This is a genomic window from Pantoea sp. SGAir0184 (assembly GCF_043544755.1).
Window position 1 is genome coordinate 755,367 of record NZ_CP028050.1, and the last position, 20,588, is coordinate 775,954.

Annotated in this window: 18 protein-coding genes and 2 pseudogenes; 15 read left to right on the forward strand and 5 right to left on the reverse strand. The window is 49.1% G+C overall.

Annotated features, from left to right (window positions below; genetic code table 11):
• Positions 1-95: 95 nt before the first annotated feature.
• From C1N60_RS03515 to C1N60_RS03535, 5 genes and pseudogenes are all read left to right on the forward strand, one after another.
• Positions 96-4,112: an RHS repeat-associated core domain-containing protein gene (locus C1N60_RS03515; RefSeq protein ID WP_394521406.1), complete on the forward strand. Its 4,017-nt coding sequence runs from the start codon at positions 96-98 to the stop codon at positions 4,110-4,112.
• Positions 4,113-4,122: 10 nt separating this feature from the next.
• Positions 4,123-4,473 carry a hypothetical protein gene (locus C1N60_RS03520; protein ID WP_394521407.1) on the forward strand — a complete coding sequence of 117 codons (351 nt, stop codon included), beginning with the start codon at positions 4,123-4,125 and terminating at the stop codon, positions 4,471-4,473.
• Between the two features lie 636 nt (positions 4,474-5,109).
• Positions 5,110-5,220, forward strand: a pseudogene (locus C1N60_RS03525) (RHS repeat-associated core domain-containing protein); the annotation flags it as partial.
• A gap of 295 nt (positions 5,221-5,515) precedes the next feature.
• Positions 5,516-5,950 (forward strand): type IV secretion protein Rhs, encoded by a 435-nt coding sequence (locus C1N60_RS03530; RefSeq protein WP_236569469.1) that lies wholly within the window; start codon positions 5,516-5,518, stop codon positions 5,948-5,950.
• Positions 5,951-6,307: 357 nt separating this feature from the next.
• Positions 6,308-6,505: a hypothetical protein gene (locus tag C1N60_RS03535; protein ID WP_159377905.1), complete on the forward strand. Its 198-nt coding sequence runs from the start codon at positions 6,308-6,310 to the stop codon at positions 6,503-6,505.
• Positions 6,506-6,551: 46 nt separating this feature from the next.
• On the opposite strand, the gene C1N60_RS03540 is transcribed toward C1N60_RS03535, so the two are convergent.
• Positions 6,552-6,620, reverse strand: a complete 69-nt coding sequence (locus tag C1N60_RS03540; protein ID WP_236569477.1) for a type I toxin-antitoxin system SymE family toxin — start codon at positions 6,618-6,620, stop codon at positions 6,552-6,554.
• A gap of 485 nt (positions 6,621-7,105) precedes the next feature.
• Between C1N60_RS03540 and C1N60_RS03545 the strand changes: the two genes are divergently transcribed.
• The 7 genes and pseudogenes from C1N60_RS03545 (at position 7,106) to C1N60_RS03575 (ending at position 12,380) form a co-directional block, all read left to right on the forward strand.
• Positions 7,106-7,444: a hypothetical protein gene (locus C1N60_RS03545; RefSeq protein ID WP_159377904.1), complete on the forward strand. Its 339-nt coding sequence runs from the start codon at positions 7,106-7,108 to the stop codon at positions 7,442-7,444.
• A gap of 375 nt (positions 7,445-7,819) precedes the next feature.
• A pseudogene (locus C1N60_RS03550) lies at positions 7,820-7,906 on the forward strand (RHS repeat-associated core domain-containing protein); the annotation flags it as partial.
• Between the two features lie 325 nt (positions 7,907-8,231).
• Positions 8,232-8,528, forward strand: a complete 297-nt coding sequence (locus tag C1N60_RS03555; RefSeq protein WP_236569468.1) for a hypothetical protein — start codon at positions 8,232-8,234, stop codon at positions 8,526-8,528.
• Between the two features lie 571 nt (positions 8,529-9,099).
• Complete coding sequence (locus C1N60_RS03560; protein ID WP_058776205.1) at positions 9,100-9,690, forward strand: hypothetical protein; 591 nt, start codon at positions 9,100-9,102, stop codon at positions 9,688-9,690.
• A gap of 495 nt (positions 9,691-10,185) precedes the next feature.
• The gene (locus C1N60_RS03565; RefSeq protein ID WP_159377903.1) at positions 10,186-10,791 is read left to right on the forward strand and encodes a hypothetical protein; all 606 of its coding nucleotides are present in this window, start codon (positions 10,186-10,188) and stop codon (positions 10,789-10,791) included.
• Positions 10,792-11,269: 478 nt separating this feature from the next.
• Entirely contained in the window at positions 11,270-11,581 is a 312-nt protein-coding gene (locus C1N60_RS03570; RefSeq protein WP_394521408.1) for a hypothetical protein, read from the forward strand.
• A gap of 535 nt (positions 11,582-12,116) precedes the next feature.
• The gene (locus tag C1N60_RS03575; protein WP_146068797.1) at positions 12,117-12,380 is read left to right on the forward strand and encodes a hypothetical protein; all 264 of its coding nucleotides are present in this window, start codon (positions 12,117-12,119) and stop codon (positions 12,378-12,380) included.
• Positions 12,381-12,549: 169 nt separating this feature from the next.
• On the opposite strand, the gene C1N60_RS03580 is transcribed toward C1N60_RS03575, so the two are convergent.
• Positions 12,550-13,224 carry a YtjB family periplasmic protein gene (locus C1N60_RS03580; protein ID WP_021506808.1) on the reverse strand — a complete coding sequence of 225 codons (675 nt, stop codon included), beginning with the start codon at positions 13,222-13,224 and terminating at the stop codon, positions 12,550-12,552.
• A gap of 107 nt (positions 13,225-13,331) precedes the next feature.
• On the opposite strand from C1N60_RS03580, the gene serB reads away from it, so the two are divergent.
• From serB to nadR, 3 genes are all read left to right on the forward strand, one after another.
• A complete protein-coding gene (gene serB / locus C1N60_RS03585) occupies positions 13,332-14,309 on the forward strand; it encodes a phosphoserine phosphatase (protein ID WP_058780963.1) in 978 nt (325 codons plus the stop codon).
• A 13-nt stretch (positions 14,310-14,322) separates the two neighbouring features.
• Complete coding sequence (gene radA, locus C1N60_RS03590) at positions 14,323-15,705, forward strand: DNA repair protein RadA (protein WP_021506810.1); 1,383 nt, start codon at positions 14,323-14,325, stop codon at positions 15,703-15,705.
• 245 nt (positions 15,706-15,950) lie between these two features.
• Positions 15,951-17,177, forward strand: coding sequence for a multifunctional transcriptional regulator/nicotinamide-nucleotide adenylyltransferase/ribosylnicotinamide kinase NadR (nadR, locus tag C1N60_RS03595; RefSeq protein ID WP_010618490.1), 1,227 nt, complete (start codon positions 15,951-15,953; stop codon positions 17,175-17,177).
• 49 nt (positions 17,178-17,226) lie between these two features.
• Here the strand turns inward: nadR and ettA are convergent, their stop codons facing one another.
• The 3 genes from ettA to urtE all read right to left on the reverse strand — a co-directional run bounded on the left by ettA (position 17,227) and on the right by urtE (position 20,587).
• Entirely contained in the window at positions 17,227-18,894 is a 1,668-nt protein-coding gene (gene ettA, locus C1N60_RS03600; protein ID WP_071813584.1) for an energy-dependent translational throttle protein EttA, read from the reverse strand.
• A gap of 116 nt (positions 18,895-19,010) precedes the next feature.
• Positions 19,011-19,775, reverse strand: a complete 765-nt coding sequence (gene deoR, locus C1N60_RS03605) for a DNA-binding transcriptional repressor DeoR (RefSeq protein ID WP_058757230.1) — start codon at positions 19,773-19,775, stop codon at positions 19,011-19,013.
• Positions 19,776-19,888: 113 nt separating this feature from the next.
• A complete protein-coding gene (gene urtE / locus C1N60_RS03610; protein ID WP_394521409.1) occupies positions 19,889-20,587 on the reverse strand; it encodes an urea ABC transporter ATP-binding subunit UrtE in 699 nt (232 codons plus the stop codon).
• Position 20,588: the final 1 nt, after the last annotated feature.

Here is a 20,588-nt window from a genome sequence, read left to right on the forward strand (position 1 = left end):
GCGGCTGCGTCAACGTTACTTTACCTTTTATTAATCTGAAAGTACCCGCACATATCCTTACTCATTAATACCTGAATTTCCTGCACGGAGCTCCAATGGCAACCGGAAACACGATTGGTAAATTACAATATGCGCCTGCGCCCCAGGGTCACGTTACGGCGGGCAGTGCCAACCCGCCAAAAAAGAAAAGCTGGTGGAGCGATTATGGCGACTGGGTGCACACTGGCCTGGATGTCCTTGGCGCAGTACCCGTCATTGGTGCCGTAGCAGACGGCGCTAACGCTGCCATTTATACCGCTGAGGGCGATTATGGCAACGCGGCACTTTCAGCTGCCTCAGCTGCAGCCAACTTTGTGCCTGGGGGTGGAGCCGCTTTTAAAGCGGGTAAGCTGGCAGCGAAAGCTGGCAAAGCGGTTGAGGCGGCAAAAGTCGGGAAAACCGTCGCCAAAGAAAGCACAGCACTGGCTGAAAAGGCTGCAGTGAAGGCAGAAAGTTCTGCGGCCAGAGCAGAAACCAAAGCAGCAAAAAAAGAAGCTGACGAAGTTATTAAAGCGAAAAAGGCCGGCAGTAATAAAGGCGGAAATGATAAAGGACATGGGCAGAAAAAAACTGAGCCCTGCAAAATTCCGCAGAGGCCATTGCCAGAGGTTGAGATGGCAATTGGTAGTCCGGTAAATCCTTTACTGGGTATTAAATTACTTTTTGACGATCATGATAAAGATTTTTCTTTTCCCGCTGCGGTACCGCTTAACTGGCAGCGTTTGTATTTCTCCGACGAAACAGGTAACGGCTGGTTAGGTCAGGGGTGGTCTTTACCTTTCGCTCAGGAATTACGCAAAGACAACGAACTGCTGATTCTGGTTGATGAACAGGGTCGAGAAATTGATTTTCCCTGGCCACAGCCGGGTCGGGAGCCGCAGTTGCATCGCTATGAGCAGCTATCACTTTCCCAGCCACAGCCGGGCGAGTTTTGCATTTCTACGCCTGATGAAAGCCAGCACTGGCACTTCTCTCATCAGGCAGGAGAGGGCCGCTGGCTACTTACGGCAATCAGCGATCGCCATGGTAATCGCCTCACTCTGCAGTACAACGCGCAACATCAGCCGATAGTAATTACTGACAGTGCAGGGCGACGCTTCAATATTACCTTTACCCGACTGATGCTTGATGAAGATCGAAGCGTTGAACGTATCACTGCCGTAAGCGTTTGTTATCCATCTGCCCCCCTGAGTGCCGAAAAGCTCTGCAGCTATGATTATTCTTCTGAAGGAGATTTAAGTGCTGTTCGCAATGAGCATGATGAGGTGCTGCGTGAATTTCGTTATCGGAATCATGTAATGGTGGCACATCGTCGTGCGGGCGAACTTGAGTGTTTCTATCACTACGATAAACACGCACCGGATGGCAAAGTACTGGCGCATCGTGACTGTCTTGGCGGTGAATGGCGTTTCGACTACGCCAGTAACAGTACAACCGTCACTGACGCATTGGGCCGCGTCACGCGCTATGACTTTGACGATAACCACGAGTTAACCGGTTTTCGTGATGCTTCGGGCGGCTATATCCGCATTCGCCGTAACGCGCGTGGACAGATAATACAGCTTACTGATCAGGCTGGCCGTGTGACGCGTTATCGCTATGATGAGCGCGGTAACTGCACTGCCGTTATCGAACCGGATGGCCAGACGACACGCTTTGACTACCATGCTCGCTGGAACCTGCCAGTGCGGGTTACAAACATGCTGGGCGGTATTCGCGAATACCATTATGACGTTGCAGGCAGCCTGATTCGCTTCACTGATGAGATTGGCCGCATTACCGAATATAACCATGACGATCAGGGTAACCTGGTTCGTATCCGCGACGCGGCAGCAGGTGTTCAAAAGCTGAGCTGGAACAGCGCCGGCTTTTTAACTAGCCATACCGATTGTTCCGGACGCACCACATGCTTTGATTATGACAAGTACGGCTGGCTCAGGCAGCAAACTGATGCCGCAGGCAACGTTACCAATCTTTATAACCGTCGTGATGGCCTGCCACAGCGCATTGTGCATGCGGATGGCGGTGTCGAGCGCTTCGAGTTTGACCGCTGGCAGCGCCTGACAGCCTGGTATGACGCACAGAACCAGGCAACACGCTGGACGCTGGCGGGGGACGGTCTGCCGTTGACGCGAACAGATGCGCTCGGTAACCCTATTAGCTATGAATACGATCGCGCACGTCGTCTGGTTGCTCTCATCAATGAAAATGGCACGCGCTATAGCTTCAGTTACGATGTGCATAACAATCTGATCGGTGAACAGAGGTTCGATGGTTCTGCCACCTATTATGAATATGATGCCAGTGGAAATGCGCTGACGCGTACCGAGCGAGGCAACGGCAGCGGCCCGGAAATTCGCACGCATTATCGGCGCGATAACTGCGGCAGGCTGCTTGAGAAGCTGGTGGCACGCGGCGGAGATGCAAAGTGGCAGCGTACCCGCTTCAGTTACGATGCGCTGGGACGTCTGACAACTGGCGTCAATCACGGCGGACGTGTGGAGCTGGAGTGGGATGATGCCAGCCAGTTGCTGGCGGAGCGCAGCCTGATTCGTGGTATTAATTACGAGCTGCGCCATCAGTATGACGAGCTGGGTAACCGTACTCATACCAGGCTACCGGACGGTCGTGAGCTGAGTAACCTTTATTATGGCAGCGGTCACCGCGTGCAGGTCAATTTTGGCGGTCGCGTCATCAGCGAAAGCGAACGTGACATGCTGCACCGTGAGGTGCGCCGTACCCAGGGAGCGCTGGCCAGCGAGTATGTTCATGATGAGATGAGCCGGCTGGTGAGTCAGCGCGCTATGCGCGGTGACAGCACGGCGGTGGCACGTGATTATGTATGGCAACGCAACGGCCAGCTGATGCAGATGGTCGATCACTACACCGGTGACCACCGCTATGAATATGACGCACTGGGCCGACTCACGCGAGCGCAGGATGAGCGGTTTGCTTTTGACCCCGCACATAATTTGCTGAGTGAGGTCGGCGCGCCGCCGCTGAAGGATAACCGTCTAAGGGTGCACGAAGACCGGCGCTGGGCGTATGACAGCTTTGGCAACGTGGCTGAGAAGCGCATTGGTCGGCACACGGTGCAACAGTTTTCCTGGAACGCCGAGCACCAGCTGACAGAGGCGGTAAGCACGCGTAACGGCACAGAACAGCGCACTACTTACGGCTACGATGCGTTCGGCCGTCGCAGCTGGAAACGTGACGCCTTTGGCGTGACGTGCTTTATCTGGGACGGCAACCGTCTGCTGAGCGAAGTGCGTGGCTCGCGCCAGCATATCTGGATTTATGAAGACGAGAGCTTTGCACCACTGGCACAGATCAGTCTGCAGCAGGGTGAAACGGAGCACGCAGCGCAGGTACACTGGTATCATAATGACGTTGCAGGCATGCCGCGTGAGCTGACCAGTGCGGATGGTAGTGTAGCGTGGCGGGCAGAGTACCGGGCGTGGGGCAACACGGTGCGGGTAGAGCATGCGCAGACGCGCCATGCTGAGCCAGTACACCAGCCGCTGCGCTATCAGGGCCAGTACTACGATGCAGAAACGGGTTTGCACTATAACCGGTTCCGCTACTATGATCCGGATGCGGGGCGGTTCATCAGTCAGGACCCGATAGGGCTGGCGGGTGGGCTAAATCTTTATCAGTATGCGCCGAACCCGCTGAACTGGATCGACCCGCTGGGGTTAAGAAAATGTGATCCTGAAAAATGGGATGTAAGTTCTCATCAAAGTAATAAAAATGCTGTTAAAGGTAAAAATCTTGGACTGGACTCTCATCATGTTGGTCAGAAGAATATTATGAAAGATCTGGTTGAAGGATATGATCCTGCGACAGCTCCAGCCATATTAGTTCCTCGAGTCGGCCACACCGTATCTAAAGAAGGATTAGGCATTGTATCCAGAAGTAAAATAAATCCCAAGACTGGATTGCCATTTGCAAATGCCAGAGATGTCGTAGCGAGGGATATAAGGGAGTTAAGAAGGGTATATCCTGAGATACCAAATAGTAAACTTCAGGAACTTATCAAATTGAACAAGTCTATGTATCCTGAATTAAGATAAAGAGGCATGTATGAATCTTGACGAACAAGTAGTTAATGCTATCTTCAAAGAGTTGTTTGAAGATAACTCCGAGCGTTATAGGCAGTCTCTCAGCAAACCAGTAAATAATGATACTGATACCTATGGTAAAGCAAGAAATGCTCTGGCTAATCTAAGTCAGGCAGAAAAGGAATGTATATTTAAATTTATAGATCTCGCGATCGCCGATAGTGCTTCGGTCATATTAGGTACTCTGGATGGTTCTCATTACCCTGATAATATTGATGGTGATTTTATTGTGATCTATAAAGATGATGAAATACAAGGAAGCCTGCAAGATATATTTATAGAAAAAGCTGAAAGTAAAGGTATATATAATTAAAAAAAGCCGGAAGCGATCTTAACGATCCTTCCGGATTTTTATTAAAAATCTTGGTGGAATGGATCATATCCAGCCGATGCGAAATGGTAATTTCAGAAGCTCTTTCCCTAAAGACATGACATGGCATCATGTTGACATGCCTGCCACACCACAACTTGCTGATTTTAATAGTTATAAAAGTTAGTACAAGATTTATCATCCTGATGGTGCCGGGGGTGTAACAAATGGCGTGGCGGAAAAAAATGCAGAAAATAAAGGAGGTTAAATGATTGCTATTTAATATTTTGATGAGATGCTAAAGAAATACAAAGGGCTTCCGGATGTAGGTCGGCTATATGTGGACAGTTCATTTGATACGGAGTCTAGGGACGATATTTATAATGGAAAGTATTATCATTAAGAGAATGAAGATGAAGAAATTGATTTTGTAAATTAATATGATGATTTTTTAGACGCTCCAATGTTTACTGCTTTAATCGAAAATTACCTTGTAAAAAGCCCTGGTTCGACGAAACTCGATCTTTTCGAAGCCACGTTTTGTTATCTTGAAAATGATGACTTCTTAATGGACTAAAAAAATGGAGGCGATCTCAACATTCCCTCCGGCTTTTTCTTTTAAGCTGCCATGTTCTGTATGCGGGGCGGTTCATCAGTCAGGACCCGATAGGGTTGGCGGGTGGGCTGAATCTTTATCAGCATGCGCTGATCTCGCTGAACTGGATCGACCCGCTGGGGTTGACTAAGTGTAAGGATAGTTTGAGCAAGCCAGAAACAAAGCACTAAAGTGGCTTGAAGAAAGAGGCTTCAAGGCTGAAAAAGTTAACACAGGGAAGTTTGGATCTACCAGAGGCAAGCCTGTAGGAATGACGACTTCAGATGGTAAAACCGGATTCAGAATAGAATATGATGAGCGTAGTGGCGCTCATATAAATGTATTCAGCGGTAAAGAAAAAGGTGAGCATTATCTATTTGAAGCTACGGAGTCATCGGTGAAAAGACTGCAGAGATTATTTGACTTGCCATCAAAATTATGGAGAGCAAAGTGACTTTAGAACAGGATGTGTTATCAGATATGGATGGCTTTTCTCCAAGGCCAATAATTATTAATGAATGGGAGCCTGTTGCGGATATTCTTTCTGAAGCTTTTCAATGGAAAGGTTCAAAAATTGATTGGGATTCTTTATTAAGACATGTTGTACGGCCAATTAAATTTGATTCCATGCAGGTTGATTTTGATGTTAAAGAGTTCATAAAAGATAGTGGCTTATATGAATTCTTAAACAAAAAGGATAAAATTTACTATATCAATGATTCCTCACTTGATTTTGCGGTTTCTCTGGATCCGAAGATTTTCCTTGAGTTTGTGGTTTATGTGATTCACAATATTCCTCAGCATCACTATTTTTTTGACGAAAGTGCAAAATGGTGCTTAGCTATCACTTCTGAAGGTTATATTGATTTCGGTGTTAGGAATTAGTTATTGCAGCCATTGATTGTGATTAGAGCCTGTAAGTAATTATTTATAACAGCCCAATGCTTAAAGGTTAGCGCTCATGGGTCTACATTATTCAATGAACTGAAATTCATTGCCTGTCGCCAGTACTGAACCGGCAACTCTATTTTTGACGCATCCTTCATAGTCAGATAAATAGTATTTTGCACTGATTTATTAGTAGAGAACACCTGGCCTTTCTTTATATGTGCTTGGATCATGCTGTTTAACTATCCGATAGCGTTAGTTGTATTGATAGCTTTGGGGCTTATCCGGCGGATAATTGATTAACATTTTATCAAGTTTAGTATTGGATCGGGCTTATCATTTTTGAGGCTGAATATGCAAAGAAAAGAACTTATAGAGTTAATTGAAAAAATCCAGCGTGGTGAAGGCACAGAAGAAGAAGCGGATAATGATATTGACTTTCTTTGTAGAAGCGTTGCAGATCCTCAGGCTGCAAATTATATCTTCCAGGAAGATCTTAGTGCTGAGGAAATAGCTGACAAAATACTGGACTATAAACCTATCCAGTTATAAAAACGAAGTCGGAAGCTATCTGAATGATCCTTCCGGCTTTTTTACTTTAGCTGCCCGCCGTCAGGATCAGGCAGCCCTGTTCCACCGTCACCTTCTGACCCACCTCAAACCCCATCTCAGCCAGCCACTTCCCGGCAAGGTTTACCTGCGGCGTGCTCCGTCTCCTCTGTGCGGGCGGTATCCCACAACATACTGCCGTTCTGTCTTTGCCGCTTTATCTGCGGCGGTGCCTGACTTAGAATGCGTTCCAGCCATCATAACTACCTCACTTAGTGGTTGTGGTGAGCAGCCTGGCGGTAGCACATTGAGGACGAATCCAGGCACAAGGCTTGTCCCTTGAAGAATCTGTTTCATGGAGCCAAGACCCCCCCCTTACGGCAGATGATGCTAAGAAAATGATGATGGAGCTTAAGGGAAAGTTAAAAAACGTGATTTAACGCTAAGAAACGAGGCATTCCAAAAGGCAGAAAAATTCATAACTAATGCTAGTAAATGTGGGGGAGCTGATGCACCTGTAAGTAAAACATTTATGGTAAAAGACACTAAGCATGAACGCGTAGATATTGAAATTATTTCTGGGAAAGAATTTTTGGAGTGAATATGTTTAATAATTACCTTGTTAATGTGAATGAATATTTGGAACTGGAGTCTTCATTGCGAAATTTCTTTTTAAGCATTGTAAACAATGGAAACACAGTGGACTGCCCATATTACAATACCACCTTTTCAAATGGAACGCCGTTCATGGATGGTGATCCTATATTTTCAGCGAGAAAGAAAAATAATGGCGATGTCATTAAGGTTGTTTTAGATGAAGATACTGTTTCAATTACCGAGTTTGATAACCAAGTAGATGGTTCTTCCATCCATGTTATAGTTGCTAATGTCTCTTCTTTGGAGTTAATTAAAAAAAGAATTATTGATTGGTGCGTAAATTAAGAAGTATCTAAAGCAAAATGATATATGGCTGTATAAATTGGAAGTGACAATGATGAACTATATAGATATTCATTTTTAATACTGGAGACATTATTGGCTAAATATGATGTCAGTTTTGGATGTGGATAATTTTAATTTTGCTGAAGTAATCAAATCACAGATATAATCATCGCAAAACAGTCCAGTGTTGAAAGAAAATAAAGAAATTATTATTTTTTTCTCTACGTCTGTAATGATTATGAAGAGTCTCGACTTGCTGGTGTTTTATATTGGCTTCAAAGAGAGGTCAGTTTTATGAGTTTTAGTCTAAAAGTTTCAGTGAACTAGGAACGAAACTAGCACTATGATTCATAATTTAGCCGAATAACATTCTAAGACCCGATAGGGCTGGCGGGTGGGCTGAATCTTTATCAGTATGCGCCGAACCCGCTGAACTGGATCGACCCGCTGGGGTTACAACGCAAATGCTCTGATGTAAATGAACCTAACTGGGCTCCTCACGGCTATAAGCATGTGGCCCCCAAAAATTCAACCTGGAAAGATGTTATTAAATCGACAAAGTCAGGCCCAGCAAAATATAAACCTGGGACTGACATAGAATCACTTGAAAGATCAGTTTATAAAAATGGTGAGTCGGTGAGTAATGGAAAACCTTGGAAAGTGAAAGACATGGGGAAATTATTGTAGCCAGTGAGGGCAAAGAAAGTCGATGGTTAAGGGTTGAAGAAAGTGGGGGGACAATTCATGGGCACCCTATATCTGAAAATGAATTTATGAGGCTTACAAAATGATTAATATGGATTTCACAACTAAGGGCGGAATTGTGACATTTGATGACTTTCATATTGATGAAAAAAAACCATTGGAGAATTTCTTAGAAGACTTAAAAGAAGATATGCTCCAGGTTGAGTTTCCAGGTGGGTTTCTTTTAGATATTGGATGGAGACCATCATTTAACATTCGGGGGAGTTTTTTTGTTTCCCTAATTAAAGATTATGATTGGGGGGCGCCAATATTTAGTGATTCAGCAAGTAATATCGAAGTGCTTAAATTGAAAGTATCCGAGGCTATTAGGTTAGTGTAATGATTAGTGCATGATTAATTATGGATATTATTGCCTTGCGTTTTAAATTGGCGTTTTTTGATTATTTATTTATGATTGTAAAAAAATAATGTGCTATTTTATAACCAGATAAATAAAAATTCAGTTAACTACCAGAGAAGTTTCCACCAAGATCTAAACTTAGTCGTATAACGTATTAAGATCCGATAGGGCTAAACGGCGGGTTAAACCTCTCCTCTCATGCGCCGAGTCCGCTTAACTGGATTGGCCCATTGGGGTTGAGTAAATAGAATGTTATAGAAAATAAAGAATCGACGCGAGGCTATAAATCTGGCTAAACAATATTCTCAAGTCCCAGGGAATTCAATAGGCGGAAAAATAGATGAACTGAATGCAACCAGTCAGGATAAAAATTGGTCAATGATGAAATCTAAAGGTGCCACAAAGCTGGGCCGAGAATAAAAGTATGGTCCAAATAAATAGTTCAAACATTCAGCTGGTCATCCAGGTGCGGGTTTACCTAATATACCAAACATCATGATTCAGGTTATGTGCATTCAGTGAACTCTAAGGGTAAAGAGGTTGTATTTACATGGTGAAGAATGAAAGGATAATAAAATTCCCAGTACCAGACTGGAAAAGGTTGTTTTCGAAGGAGTTTGATAAAATTACAACCTGTTTCTGCTATCAATATGATATTGATGAGGGTTTTTATGGGCCTTATGGTTTTGACTCCTCTATCGCTAAAAAAATCATTAATGATTTCATAAGTGATTTTCTTTTTTATGATGTTATTGAAAGAAACTTAATTAACGTTAATAACGTTTATAGGAATGGGTTGTATGTTTCCTCAGATGGAAATCCCTTAGGTAACGAAATTGAAAGTTATTCAATGGCTGTTAAGAAAAATGAATTAAGGAAGAGAAGGGGGTTGAATGAAATTGAGGTTAAAAAACCTATGTTGTTAAGTATGGATAGCGAATGTAAAATCCCAGACAAAGTCATTTTTCACTTGATAAATAATCACATTCCTTTTTTTATTGTGAATGGTTACATGCCTGAAGCCGGTAAAAGCATAATGATTTTTTCAGATGAAGTGGTTGAGCGGTTTTTGGATGTTGTGAGAAAATATAATGTTGATATTTGTGCGGTTGATAATATAGATTTGATGAAGTCATGGTGAGAAATTTAATCTAAAACTGTGATTTTTATTAAGTCACTGCTGGATTGTCTTGGCAATACCAGGCAGACTCGCTGCAACGTAAGCCACGCAATCGGGGACAGGATACGGGGTATTATTACTACCGTTTCCGCTAATATGGTTGGGATGTTGGCCGGTTAATCAGTTAGGACCCGATAGGGCTGGCGGGTGGGCTTTATCTTTATCAGTATGCGCCGAACCCGCTGGCATGGATTGATCCCCTGGGTCTTTCAAAATGCCACTTAGATAATCCTAAGAAAAAAGTAAACAGTGCTGAAATAGGCGATATAGTAAGGACTCCATCATCACATCCTGAAGATTTTGTTAAAGTAAAAGGTGGGGATTATAAGAATAATCATACAAATGAAATATGGAGTAAAAGTAATACATCGCATAGTGATAAACAAGGCGAATGGAAAGTTGGTATAGGTAAAGCGGAACCAAAGCCAAGGCATAAAATAACTATAGGTATGAGTGATGGAAAGATCATTAAAATCGATAAGTAGCCTCTCACTAAATGAAATTAATTTCTCTGGATTTAGATTGTCCAAAAGTTGGGTCGGTTTTTTTGAAAAAAAAGATTCCTTTTCATACCCTCTAATTGACGAGGCTATTTCTTTATTCGAGGGTTTTTTTGGTAAAGAGGATGAAGGTGTAATTGTTATTACAGCTCTTTCATTTAATGATGAAAGAGAGGGTGATAGAGTAACGATTGATAATTATCAGGCTTTATATGAGGAGATGAAAGATAAAAAATTACTTTCACCAATGACTGACGATTTTGAAAGTTATCTTTATGGTGATTCTTGTTTGCCGGCTTTTTCACTCAGTCTAAGTAATAACAGTAATGACTTCAGGGGATTATCAAGATTGATGATGTGCCATGCTGGAGTTGTTGGTCAGGTTTGTTTTTATATTAATCTGAATTTAAATGTGGCCATTTATCCCCACGATGATGTTGGGTTTGGATGTATTGCTCTTAATGAAAAATATAAAGAATGTGAAAAGTTTCTGCATTATTGCGCGAAAAACGAATCGTTCAATGTTTTTATTGGTGGCAGTAATGGATTGGTAAAATTATGATGGTAGATGTATTTGAAAGTTTATTATTGACTTGTTTATCCAAAACTTTCTGGATGATTAGTGGTGAGTATAAATAATAACGCAAGATACTATTAATCAATCTAATAAAACTCTTGTGAATGGGGTGGTGTTATAAATATGGGAAAAATGTAACATAATGCCATTTTGTTGACGAGGCTGATTTGTGGTCTTAATGTTTTATGGTGATCTTTATTTAATTAAGTGGTAATGATTATATTCTTTATTAATTGATTGCTATTTTTGTTAGCTATGTTTTAGTGCGTTTTTTTCAATCATTGATAAATGATTTTTACAGGGGGCTTTAGTGTTCAGGTGAATTATCCAAACGGTATTTTATTGAAATAAATGCCCAACCTCGAGTCGGGATGAATTCTAAATCAACGGTGTCATAATGATGAATTAACTGTTAATTGTGATATTTAAATTAATGATTACATAATGATTAAAGGAAATGATAGTGTCGCACATTAAAAAGAAAATCTATTTAACAGAGGCTGAGGCAATTGATTTATATAAGGAGGTTGATTATATATTGGTGTCATTAAACAATATAGCTCATTATTATTATAACGAATCAAAAATCAATGAGGAGAAGCGAAGAGCGTATGAGCGAGAAACTACCAATTTCATTGATGACAATGATATTACTACATTGTTATCGAAGATGAGAGGAATGATTGGAGGTAAATTTGACCGTGAGCCTGGAGAGGATGATATGGACGATTTGGAGAGAGCTACTGAAAACAATAAATATTGGGAAGGTCCATAATTATCAGAGTGTTAGCATAAAATTTAATTCAAACTATCCTTATGTCGATACATTGCTATATCTTTTCGGGTAAGGATAGTGCTACAACTCTCCATAAATTTTAAGAGTAGTAGATGATCAGTTAGATCTAACCGGTGGTTTAAACATTAAAACCTGTATGCCTGATTATTAAAGCTGGATCGATTCGCGGATTTTATCAAATAAACGCTACGAAAAGAAAATAGTTTTAACAATTCGATCTATTAATGGAAATTTAAAGATTATTATACTCAGCGTGATATTTTAGCGCTGATGTCATAAGATGATTGCAAAATAGTCGTCACAGTTGTTATTGTGATAATAAATTTCCCTATTATGCCAAAAACTAACAATCCGTCATGACTGGAGAGTAATCATAATTAATCTATTAGAACTTAAGGCCCCGAAGTGAAGGTTCTGCAGCTGCTCAGGGCGCTGGATATCCTGGCTTAGGATATCAAGCTGTGGTTTCAAATCTCCCCAGAACATGGGTTGTTAAAACTATGAGGGTTCCCTGGTGAATGCTTTAAATGAATTAATGAGATCGCTCGAAAAAATAATAGTTGAGCTTAATGCGAATGGTAAAATTGAGTCAGCGATTTTTTTCACTATTCGTTATAATGAAATAATTAAGTATGGTGATGATTTTTCTCTTGAAATAGTTGAAACACTATCAACATGCAGAGCTATGTCTCAATATGCTAATTTCTCCCAGAAAGAAGAAATGCTGCTTGATGATGTCGTAGATAGTGCAATAGCGATTAAAATTAAGGTCCCATAATAGTAGCCGGACGCAATCTTAACGATCCTTCCGGCTTTTTCTCTTTAGCTGCCAGTCGTCAGGATCAGGCTGTCCTGTCCAACCTTCACCGTCACTCTGTATCCCATCCCAGCCAGCCACCTCCCGGCAATATTAATCTGCGACGTGCTTCTATAGAGAGCTATCTGCCTCAACCCTCTTTCCTCTCTGTCTCCACACTCTCCGCCGCCGTCTCTTCCTCTTTATCCTCTTTCACCGTTCTGCTGGCCGTCAGCAGGAACGGGGATTGCTGCCAGCGGGTGCGGCGGTCGCGCAGCAGGGTGCGGGTCAGGATAATGCCGATCGCCAGCGCCAGCAGCATCATCAGGCGCAGAATATTGGTGGTGTTATCCACCTGACGCGATTCCGTCACCAGCACATGGGTATCCAGCGTGATACGCAGAAAACCCTGCGGACCCTCTTTCCCTTCCAGCGGCTGGACAATCTGATGATTGAAATAACTACCAGCACGTTTACCGTCGAGCGCCAGGCGGTCGCGCACATTAATACTCTCACCGCTGTGGGCCACCAGGCTACCGTCGTCGGCATAGACCGAAGCGTCCAGCACGCGGCTGTTATCCGTCATCTGATTCAGGATGGCTTCAATCTGCGTGCGGTTATCGTCGCTGTTATCCATGAGCGGTTTCAGGCTGAACGCCACCTGGCGCGTCAGCGTGTGCGCCAGCTCCTCGACCTGCTCGGAACGGGCCATCTGATGGCCAAGACTAAACCATGACGCGCCCTGCATCAGCACCACTAACAGCGCCAGCGAGATAAGAACGATCACCGTGCGATGCAGGCGAAATTTCAGTGCGGTTTTGACCATCAGAAACCCGTGTGACGTAACAGCAGAAAGGCTGGCAATTATGTTGCCAGAACCCGCGCAGACAAGGTAGCCTCTTGCGTGGTTTTGTTGTCCCTACAGGAGCTGTAATGCCAAATCGTCTTACCTGGTGCGATCTGCCCGCCGATGTCTCTCTTTGGCCGGGTTTACCCCTTTCCCTGAGCGGTGATGAAGTGATGCCGCTGGATTACCGTGCCGGTCGGACTGGCTGGTTACTGTATGGGCGCGGGCTCGATAAACAAAAACTGACTGATTATCAGCATCAGCTGGGCGCGGCGATGGTGATCGTCAGCGCGTGGAATGTCGATGAGTATCAGGTAATCCGGCTGGCGGGCTCGCTGACGCCGCGTGCCAGCAAGCTGGCACATGAGGCTGGCTTTGATGTGGCGCCGCTTGGCAAAATCCCCCATCTGAAAACGCCAGGGCTGCTGGTAATGGACATGGATTCCACCGCCATCCAGATCGAGTGCATCGATGAGATCGCCAAACTGGCGGGCTGTGGCGAGCAGGTGGCGGAAGTGACGGAGCGCGCGATGCGCGGCGAGCTGGATTTTAAAGCCAGCCTGCGCGAGCGCGTGGCGAAGCTGGCCGGCGCTGACGCCAACATCATGAAGCAGGTGCGCGACACGCTGCCGCTGATGCCGGGCCTGACCACGCTGGTGCACAAGTTGCAGGCGCTGGGCTGGCAGGTGGCGATTGCCTCGGGCGGGTTCACCTTCTATGCCGATCACCTGCGGCAGACGCTGCATCTGGCCGCTGCGGTAGCCAACGAACTGGAAATGCGTGACGGTAAGCTGACCGGTGAAGTGCTGGGGCAAATCGTCGACGCGCAATTTAAAGCCGATACCCTGAACAGTCTGGCCCAGCGCTTTGACATCGCACCGGAACAAACCGTGGCGATTGGCGATGGTGCTAACGATCTGCCGATGATTAAAACCGCGGCGCTGGGTATCGCCTATCATGCTAAACCCAAAGTGAATGAGCAGACGGAAGTGATTATCCGCCACGCTGACCTGATGGGAGTGTTCTGCATTCTCACCGGCAGCCTGATTCACGAAGAGCGTTAACTGAGGATTTGATTTGGCCAAAGCGGCAAAACGCGCCTTCGTCTGTAACGAATGCGGCGCTGACTATCCGCGCTGGCAGGGGCAATGCAGCGCCTGTCACGCCTGGAATACCATTACCGAGGTGCGCATTGCCGCCTCGCCTGCGGCCGCGCGCAATGAGCGCCTGAGCGGCTATGCCGGCAGCGCCGGCACCAGCCGGGTGCAGAAGCTGTCGGAGATCAGTCTGGAAGCGCTGCCGCGTTTCTCGACCAGTTTTAAAGAGTTTGACCGCGTGCTGGGCGGTGGCGTGGTGCCAGGCAGCGCGATACTGATTGGCGGTAACCCTGGTGCCGGTAAATCAACACTGCTGTTGCAGGTGATGTGTAAGCTGGCGGAAGGGATGAAAACCCTGTACGTCACCGGCGAAGAGTCGCTGCAACAGGTAGCGATGCGCGCCCATCGTCTGGGATTACCGACGGAAAACCTCAATATGCTGTCGGAAACCAGCATTGAGCAGATCTGCCTGATCGCCGAGCAGGAGCAGCCGAAGCTGATGGTGATCGACTCGATCCAGGTGATGCACATGGCGGAGATCCAGTCATCGCCGGGCAGCGTGGCGCAGGTGCGGGAAACTGCCGCTTACCTGACGCGCTTCGCCAAGACGCGCGGCGTGGCGATCATCATGGTCGGCCACGTCACCAAAGATGGCTCGCTGGCCGGACCGAAGGTGCTGGAGCACTGTATCGACTGTTCGGTACTGCTGGACGGCGATGCCGATTCGCGCTTCCGCACGCTGCGCAGCCACAAAAACCGCTTTGGCGCGGTGAATGAGCTGGGCGTCTTTGCCATGACCGAGCAGGGCATGCGCGAAGTCAGTAACCCGTCTGCTATCTTTTTGTCACGCGGCGATGAGATCACCTCCGGCAGTTCGGTGATGGTGGTCTGGGAGGGCACGCGCCCGCTGCTGGTTGAGATTCAGGCGCTGGTGGACCATTCGATGATGGGCAATCCGCGCCGCGTGGCGGTTGGGCTGGAGCAGAACCGTCTGGCGATTCTGCTGGCGGTGCTGCACCGCCACGGCGGCCTGCAGATGGCCGATCAGGATGTATTTGTGAACGTGGTCGGCGGCGTCAAAGTCACCGAGACCAGTGCAGACCTGGCGCTGCTGCTGGCGATGGTGTCGAGCCTGCGCGATCGCCCGCTGCCGCAGGATCTGGTGATTTTTGGCGAAGTCGGGCTGGCCGGGGAGATTCGTCCGGTGCCGAGCGGCCAGGAGCGCATTTCCGAAGCGGCCAAGCACGGCTTTAAGCGCGCCATTGTGCCGGCAGGGAATGCGCCGAAGAAGGCCATTGACGGTATGAAGGTGTATAGCGCGAAGAAGCTGGCGGACGCGCTGGCGATTCTGGACGAGCTGTAAGGCGGGTTGTTGAGGGAGGGGTGGCTTGTGGTGTGGCCTGTGCTCAACCTTTGCCTTTATCTTTGCCCTCACCCTAACCCTCTCCCGCTGGGCGGGAGAGGGAACCGTTCGCAGGGGCGGGAAGTACGGTACCGATCTGTTGTTAACCGCTCTGTTCAGGATTTTCCCCCTCTCCCGCGGGCGGGAGAGGGCCGGGGTGAGGGCCCGCGCGCACCATCCCTCTAATTCCATGCAGGAGGCACTACATGTCATCGTTTGACTATCTGAAAACCGCGATTCGCCAGCAGGGACACACATTACAGCAGGTGGCTGATGCCAGCGGGATGACCAAAGGCTATCTGAGCCAGTTGCTGAATGCCAAAATCAAAAGCCCGAGCGCGCAGAAGCTGGAAGCGCTGCACCGTTTTCTCGGACTGGAATTCCCGCGCCGCGACAAAACCGTGGGCGTGGTGTTCGGGAAGTTCTATCCGCTGCACACCGGTCACATCTACCTGATCCAGCGCGCCTGTAGCCAGGTCGATGAGCTGCACATCATCATGGGCCATGACGATCCGCGCGATCGCCAGCTGTTTGAGAACAGCGCCATGTCGCAGCAGCCCACCATCAGCGATCGTCTGCGCTGGCTGCTGCAGACCTTCAAGTACCAGAAAAACATCCGTATCCATTCGTTCAACGAAGAGGGCATCGAGCCCTATCCGCACGGCTGGGATGTGTGGAGCGCTGGCGTGAAAACCTTCCTCGCGGAGCAGGGGATTGAGCCCGACTGCGTTTATACCAGCGAAGAACCGGATGCGCCGATGTATCAGCAGCATCTGGGCATTCCGGCAGTGGTGATCGATCCGCATCGATCGTTTATGAACATCAGCGGCAGCCAGATTCGTCAGGATCCGTTCCGCTACTGGGAGTACATCCCGACTGAAGTGAAGCCGTTCTTCGTGCGCACCGTGGCGGTGCTCGGCGGTGAATCGAGCGGCAAATCGACGCTGGTCAACAAGCTGGCCAACATCTTTAACACCACCAGCGCGTGGGAGTATGGCCGCGACTATGTCTTTTCGCACCTCGGCGGCGACGAGATGGCGCTGCAATACTCCGACTACGATAAAATCGCGCTCGGCCAGGCGCAGTACATCGATTTTGCCGTCAAATACGCCAACAAAGTGGCGTTTATTGACACGGACTTCATCACTACTCAGGCGTTCTGCCTTAAGTATGAAGGGCGCGAGCACCCGTTCGTGCAGGCGCTGATCGATGAGTACCGCTTTGACCTGGTGATTCTGCTGGAAAATAACGTGCCGTGGGTGGCCGACGGCCTGCGCAGCCTCGGCAGTTCGATGGATCGCCGCGAGTTCCAGTCGATGCTGGTCACCATGCTGCGTGAAAATCACATTGAATATGTGCACGTCAAAGAGGATGACTACGACACACGCTTCCTGCGCTGCGTCGAGCTGGTGAAGCAGATGCTGGGCAGCTAGCGCAGCACAACAAAAAAGGCGCCGCGGCGCCTTTTTGTTATCACAGCGATTACTTCGCCATGCGCTTGTACTTGATACGCTTCGGCTCCAGCGCTTCGGCGCCGAGGGTGCGTTTCTTGTACTCTTCGTACTCGGTAAAGTTACCTTCGAAGAACTCCACCTTACCTTCATCCTGATAGTCGATGATGTGGGTGGCGATACGGTCGAGGAACCAGCGGTCGTGCGAGATCACCATCGCGCAGCCCGGGAACTCCAGCAGGGCGTTTTCCAGTGCGCGCAGGGTTTCGATGTCCAGGTCGTTGGTTGGTTCGTCGAGCAGCAGCAGGTTGCCGCCCACCTGCAGCAGTTTCGCCAGGTGCAGACGACCACGCTCACCGCCAGACAGTTCGCCGACGCGTTTGCCCTGATCGGTACCCTTGAAGTTAAAGCGACCGACGTAAGCGCGGCTCGGCATTTCGGTGTTGCCGATGCGCATGATGTCCTGACCGCCAGAAACTTCTTCCCACACGGTTTTGGAATTATCCATCGCATCGCGGAACTGATCGACCGACGCCAGCTTCACGGTTTCGCCCAGCTCGATGCTGCCGGAATCCGGCTGCTCCTGACCTGACATCATGCGGAACAGCGTCGATTTACCGGCGCCGTTAGGACCGATGATGCCGACGATGGCGCCTTTCGGCAGCGAGAACGACAGATCGTCAATCAGCACGCGATCGCCATACGCTTTGCTCAGGTTCTTCACTTCCAGCACTTTGTCGCCGAGGCGCGCGCCAGGTGGAATGAACAGTTCGTTGGTCTCGTTACGTTTCTGATAATCGGTGTTGTTGAGCTCTTCAAAGCGCGCCAGACGGGCTTTGCCCTTGGACTGACGGCCTTTCGCGCCCTGACGCACCCACTCCAGCTCTTTCTCGATCGATTTGCGACGCGCCGCTTCCTGAGAAGCCTCCTGCGCCAGACGCTGATCTTTCTGCTCCAGCCAGGAGGAGTAGTTGCCTTCCCATGGAATGCCTTCGCCACGGTCCAGCTCCAGAATCCAGCCGGCAACGTTATCGAGGAAGTAACGGTCGTGGGTGATGGCTACCACGGTGCCTTCGAAGTCGTGCAGGAAACGCTCCAGCCACGCGACGGATTCGGCATCCAGGTGGTTGGTCGGTTCGTCGAGCAGCAGCATGTCTGGCTTTTCCAGCAGCAGACGGCACAGCGCGACGCGGCGGCGTTCACCACCGGACAGGTTGGCGATTTTGGCATCCCACTCCGGCAGACGCATGGCATCGGCGGCGCGGTTCAGCTGGGTTTCCAGGTTGTGCCCGTCGTGTGCCTGGATCACTTCTTCAAGACGACCCTGCTCAGCGGCCAGCTTGTCGAAGTCGGCATCCGGATCGGCGTACAGCGCGTACACTTCGTCGAGACGCTTCAGCGCGCCAACCACTTCCGCGACCGCTTCTTCCACCGACTCACGCACGGTGTGTTCCGGGTTCAGCTGAGGTTCCTGCGGCAGATAGCCGACTTTGATGCCCGGCTGCGGGCGCGCTTCCCCTTCGATATCTTTATCGATGCCGGCCATGATGCGCAGCAGGGTCGATTTACCCGCGCCGTTCAGGCCGAGTACGCCAATTTTGGCGCCAGGGAAAAAGCTAAGGGAGATATTCTTCAGAATGTGACGCTTCGGCGGAACCACTTTGCCGACGCGATGCATGCTATAGACGAATTGAGCCACGTTGTGATGAGCCTCTTGGTCTGTAATGGGTGGAACGTCAGATGCTGAAGTTTAGCCGTTTTCACCCGGCAATCACAGCCGCATTGCGCGCAATCTTCCGCAGCGGCGGAATAATGCTAGCCGCAGTGCAGGGTGAGCCTGGCCGCCTGCAGCACGGCGAGCAGCGCGGGCGGAGGCGGGCTGTCGCTGACCAGCATATCAAACAGCGAGAAGTCGCCAATGCGCGCCGGCAGTACCTTGCCGTACTTGCTGCTGTCGCCGACCACGATTTTGGTCTGCGCCCGCTGCAGCGCCAGATGCTTGATGGGCAGTTCATTGAGGTTATAACAGGTGGCACCCTGCGCGGCGTCCATACCGGCGGCAGAGATAAAGGCTTTATTGGGGCAGAGCGCATCCAGCACCGTGACCTGCTCGAGCGGGGTAAACACGGCGTTATCGGCGTGGAATTCGCCGCCGCACAGAATCACCCGACAGTGCGGCTTCTCTTTTAACGCCAGAAAGGTATTGATCGCGCTGCAGATGGCGGTGAAGGGCAGATCGTTATCGATCGCTTCTATCACCAGCGGCAACGTGGTGCCGCAGTCGAAAAACACCGTGTCGTTGGCCTGTACCAGCGCGGCAGCCCGCTGTGCCAGCAGACGTTTCTTGCTGACGTTGAGGTTTTGCTGGTCGCTGACAAAATAGTGCGCCACGTTCTGCCGCGGGTCGCGCATCACATAGCCACCCAGCAGCACCACGCCCTGCGTCGCGCCGGTTAAATCGCGGCGGATGGTCATTTCTGACACGCCCAGCAGTTGCGCGGCCTGTTTTAAGTGCAGGGTGTCGCTGTGTTTCAGCGCCTGCGCCAGCTTATTGATTCGTTCGTCGCGGCGGGTTTCCATCAGTAACAGTTCGCTCAACCTTCGCTGCGGCCGGAATGGCCGGGTGGAGGGTAAACATAAGTTTTTTCTTGCAGATTAACAACCTGTCTTCTGCCTGCCCGCCCGCCGCGCGGCTAAATCGCCACCAGCCCGCGCACGCCCTCGCTCTCCATATTCGCCCCTGCGCCGCGCTGCACAATTTCGCCGCGCGACATCACCAGATAGCTGTCGGCCAGTTCGGCGGCGAAATCGTAAAACTGCTCGACCAGCAGGATCGCCATGTCACCGCGCTGCGCCAGCTGACGGATCACCGCACCGATCTCTTTGATCACCGACGGCTGGATCCCTTCGGTCGGCTCATCGAGGATCAACAGCTGCGGCTGGCAGGCCAGCGCCCGGCCGATCGCCAGTTGCTGCTGCTGGCCGCCTGACAGATCGCCACCGCGCCGCGTTTTCATCTCGCGCAGCACCGGAAACAGCTGGTAGATCTCCTCCGGGACGCGGCTGGCCTGGGCGCCGGAGAAGCGCGCCAGCCCCATCAGCAGGTTCTCTTCCACCGTCAGACGCGGAAAAATTTCGCGCCCCTGTGGCACATAAGCGATACCGGCCTGCACGCGCTGGTGGGGCTTGCGCGTGTTAATCAGCTGGTTCTGCCAGCGAATCTCGCCAGATTTGACCGGAATCAGCCCCATCAGACACTTCAGCAGCGTGGTTTTGCCCACGCCGTTGCGCCCCAGCAGGCAGGTGATCTCGCCCGGGCGAGCCTCAAACGACAGACCGCGCAGGATATGGCTGCCGCCGTAATATTGATGCAGTTCTGCTACCTGTAACATC

Coding starts and splice junctions, on each gene's coding strand:
- C1N60_RS03515 (WP_394521406.1), top strand. CDS start 96: ATGGCAACCGGAAACACGATTGGTAAATTACAATATGCGCCTGCGCCC.
- C1N60_RS03520 (WP_394521407.1), top strand. CDS start 4,123: ATGAATCTTGACGAACAAGTAGTTAATGCTATCTTCAAAGAGTTGTTT.
- C1N60_RS03535 (WP_159377905.1), top strand. CDS start 6,308: ATGCAAAGAAAAGAACTTATAGAGTTAATTGAAAAAATCCAGCGTGGT.
- C1N60_RS03545 (WP_159377904.1), top strand. CDS start 7,106: ATGTTTAATAATTACCTTGTTAATGTGAATGAATATTTGGAACTGGAG.
- C1N60_RS03555 (WP_236569468.1), top strand. CDS start 8,232: ATGATTAATATGGATTTCACAACTAAGGGCGGAATTGTGACATTTGAT.
- C1N60_RS03560 (WP_058776205.1), top strand. CDS start 9,100: ATGGTGAAGAATGAAAGGATAATAAAATTCCCAGTACCAGACTGGAAA.
- C1N60_RS03565 (WP_159377903.1), top strand. CDS start 10,186: ATGGAAAGATCATTAAAATCGATAAGTAGCCTCTCACTAAATGAAATT.
- C1N60_RS03580 (WP_021506808.1), bottom strand. CDS start 13,224: ATGGTCAAAACCGCACTGAAATTTCGCCTGCATCGCACGGTGATCGTT.
- serB (WP_058780963.1), top strand. CDS start 13,332: ATGCCAAATCGTCTTACCTGGTGCGATCTGCCCGCCGATGTCTCTCTT.
- nadR (WP_010618490.1), top strand. CDS start 15,951: ATGTCATCGTTTGACTATCTGAAAACCGCGATTCGCCAGCAGGGACAC.
- deoR (WP_058757230.1), bottom strand. CDS start 19,775: ATGGAAACCCGCCGCGACGAACGAATCAATAAGCTGGCGCAGGCGCTG.
- urtE (WP_394521409.1), bottom strand. CDS start 20,587: ATGTTACAGGTAGCAGAACTGCATCAATATTACGGCGGCAGCCATATC.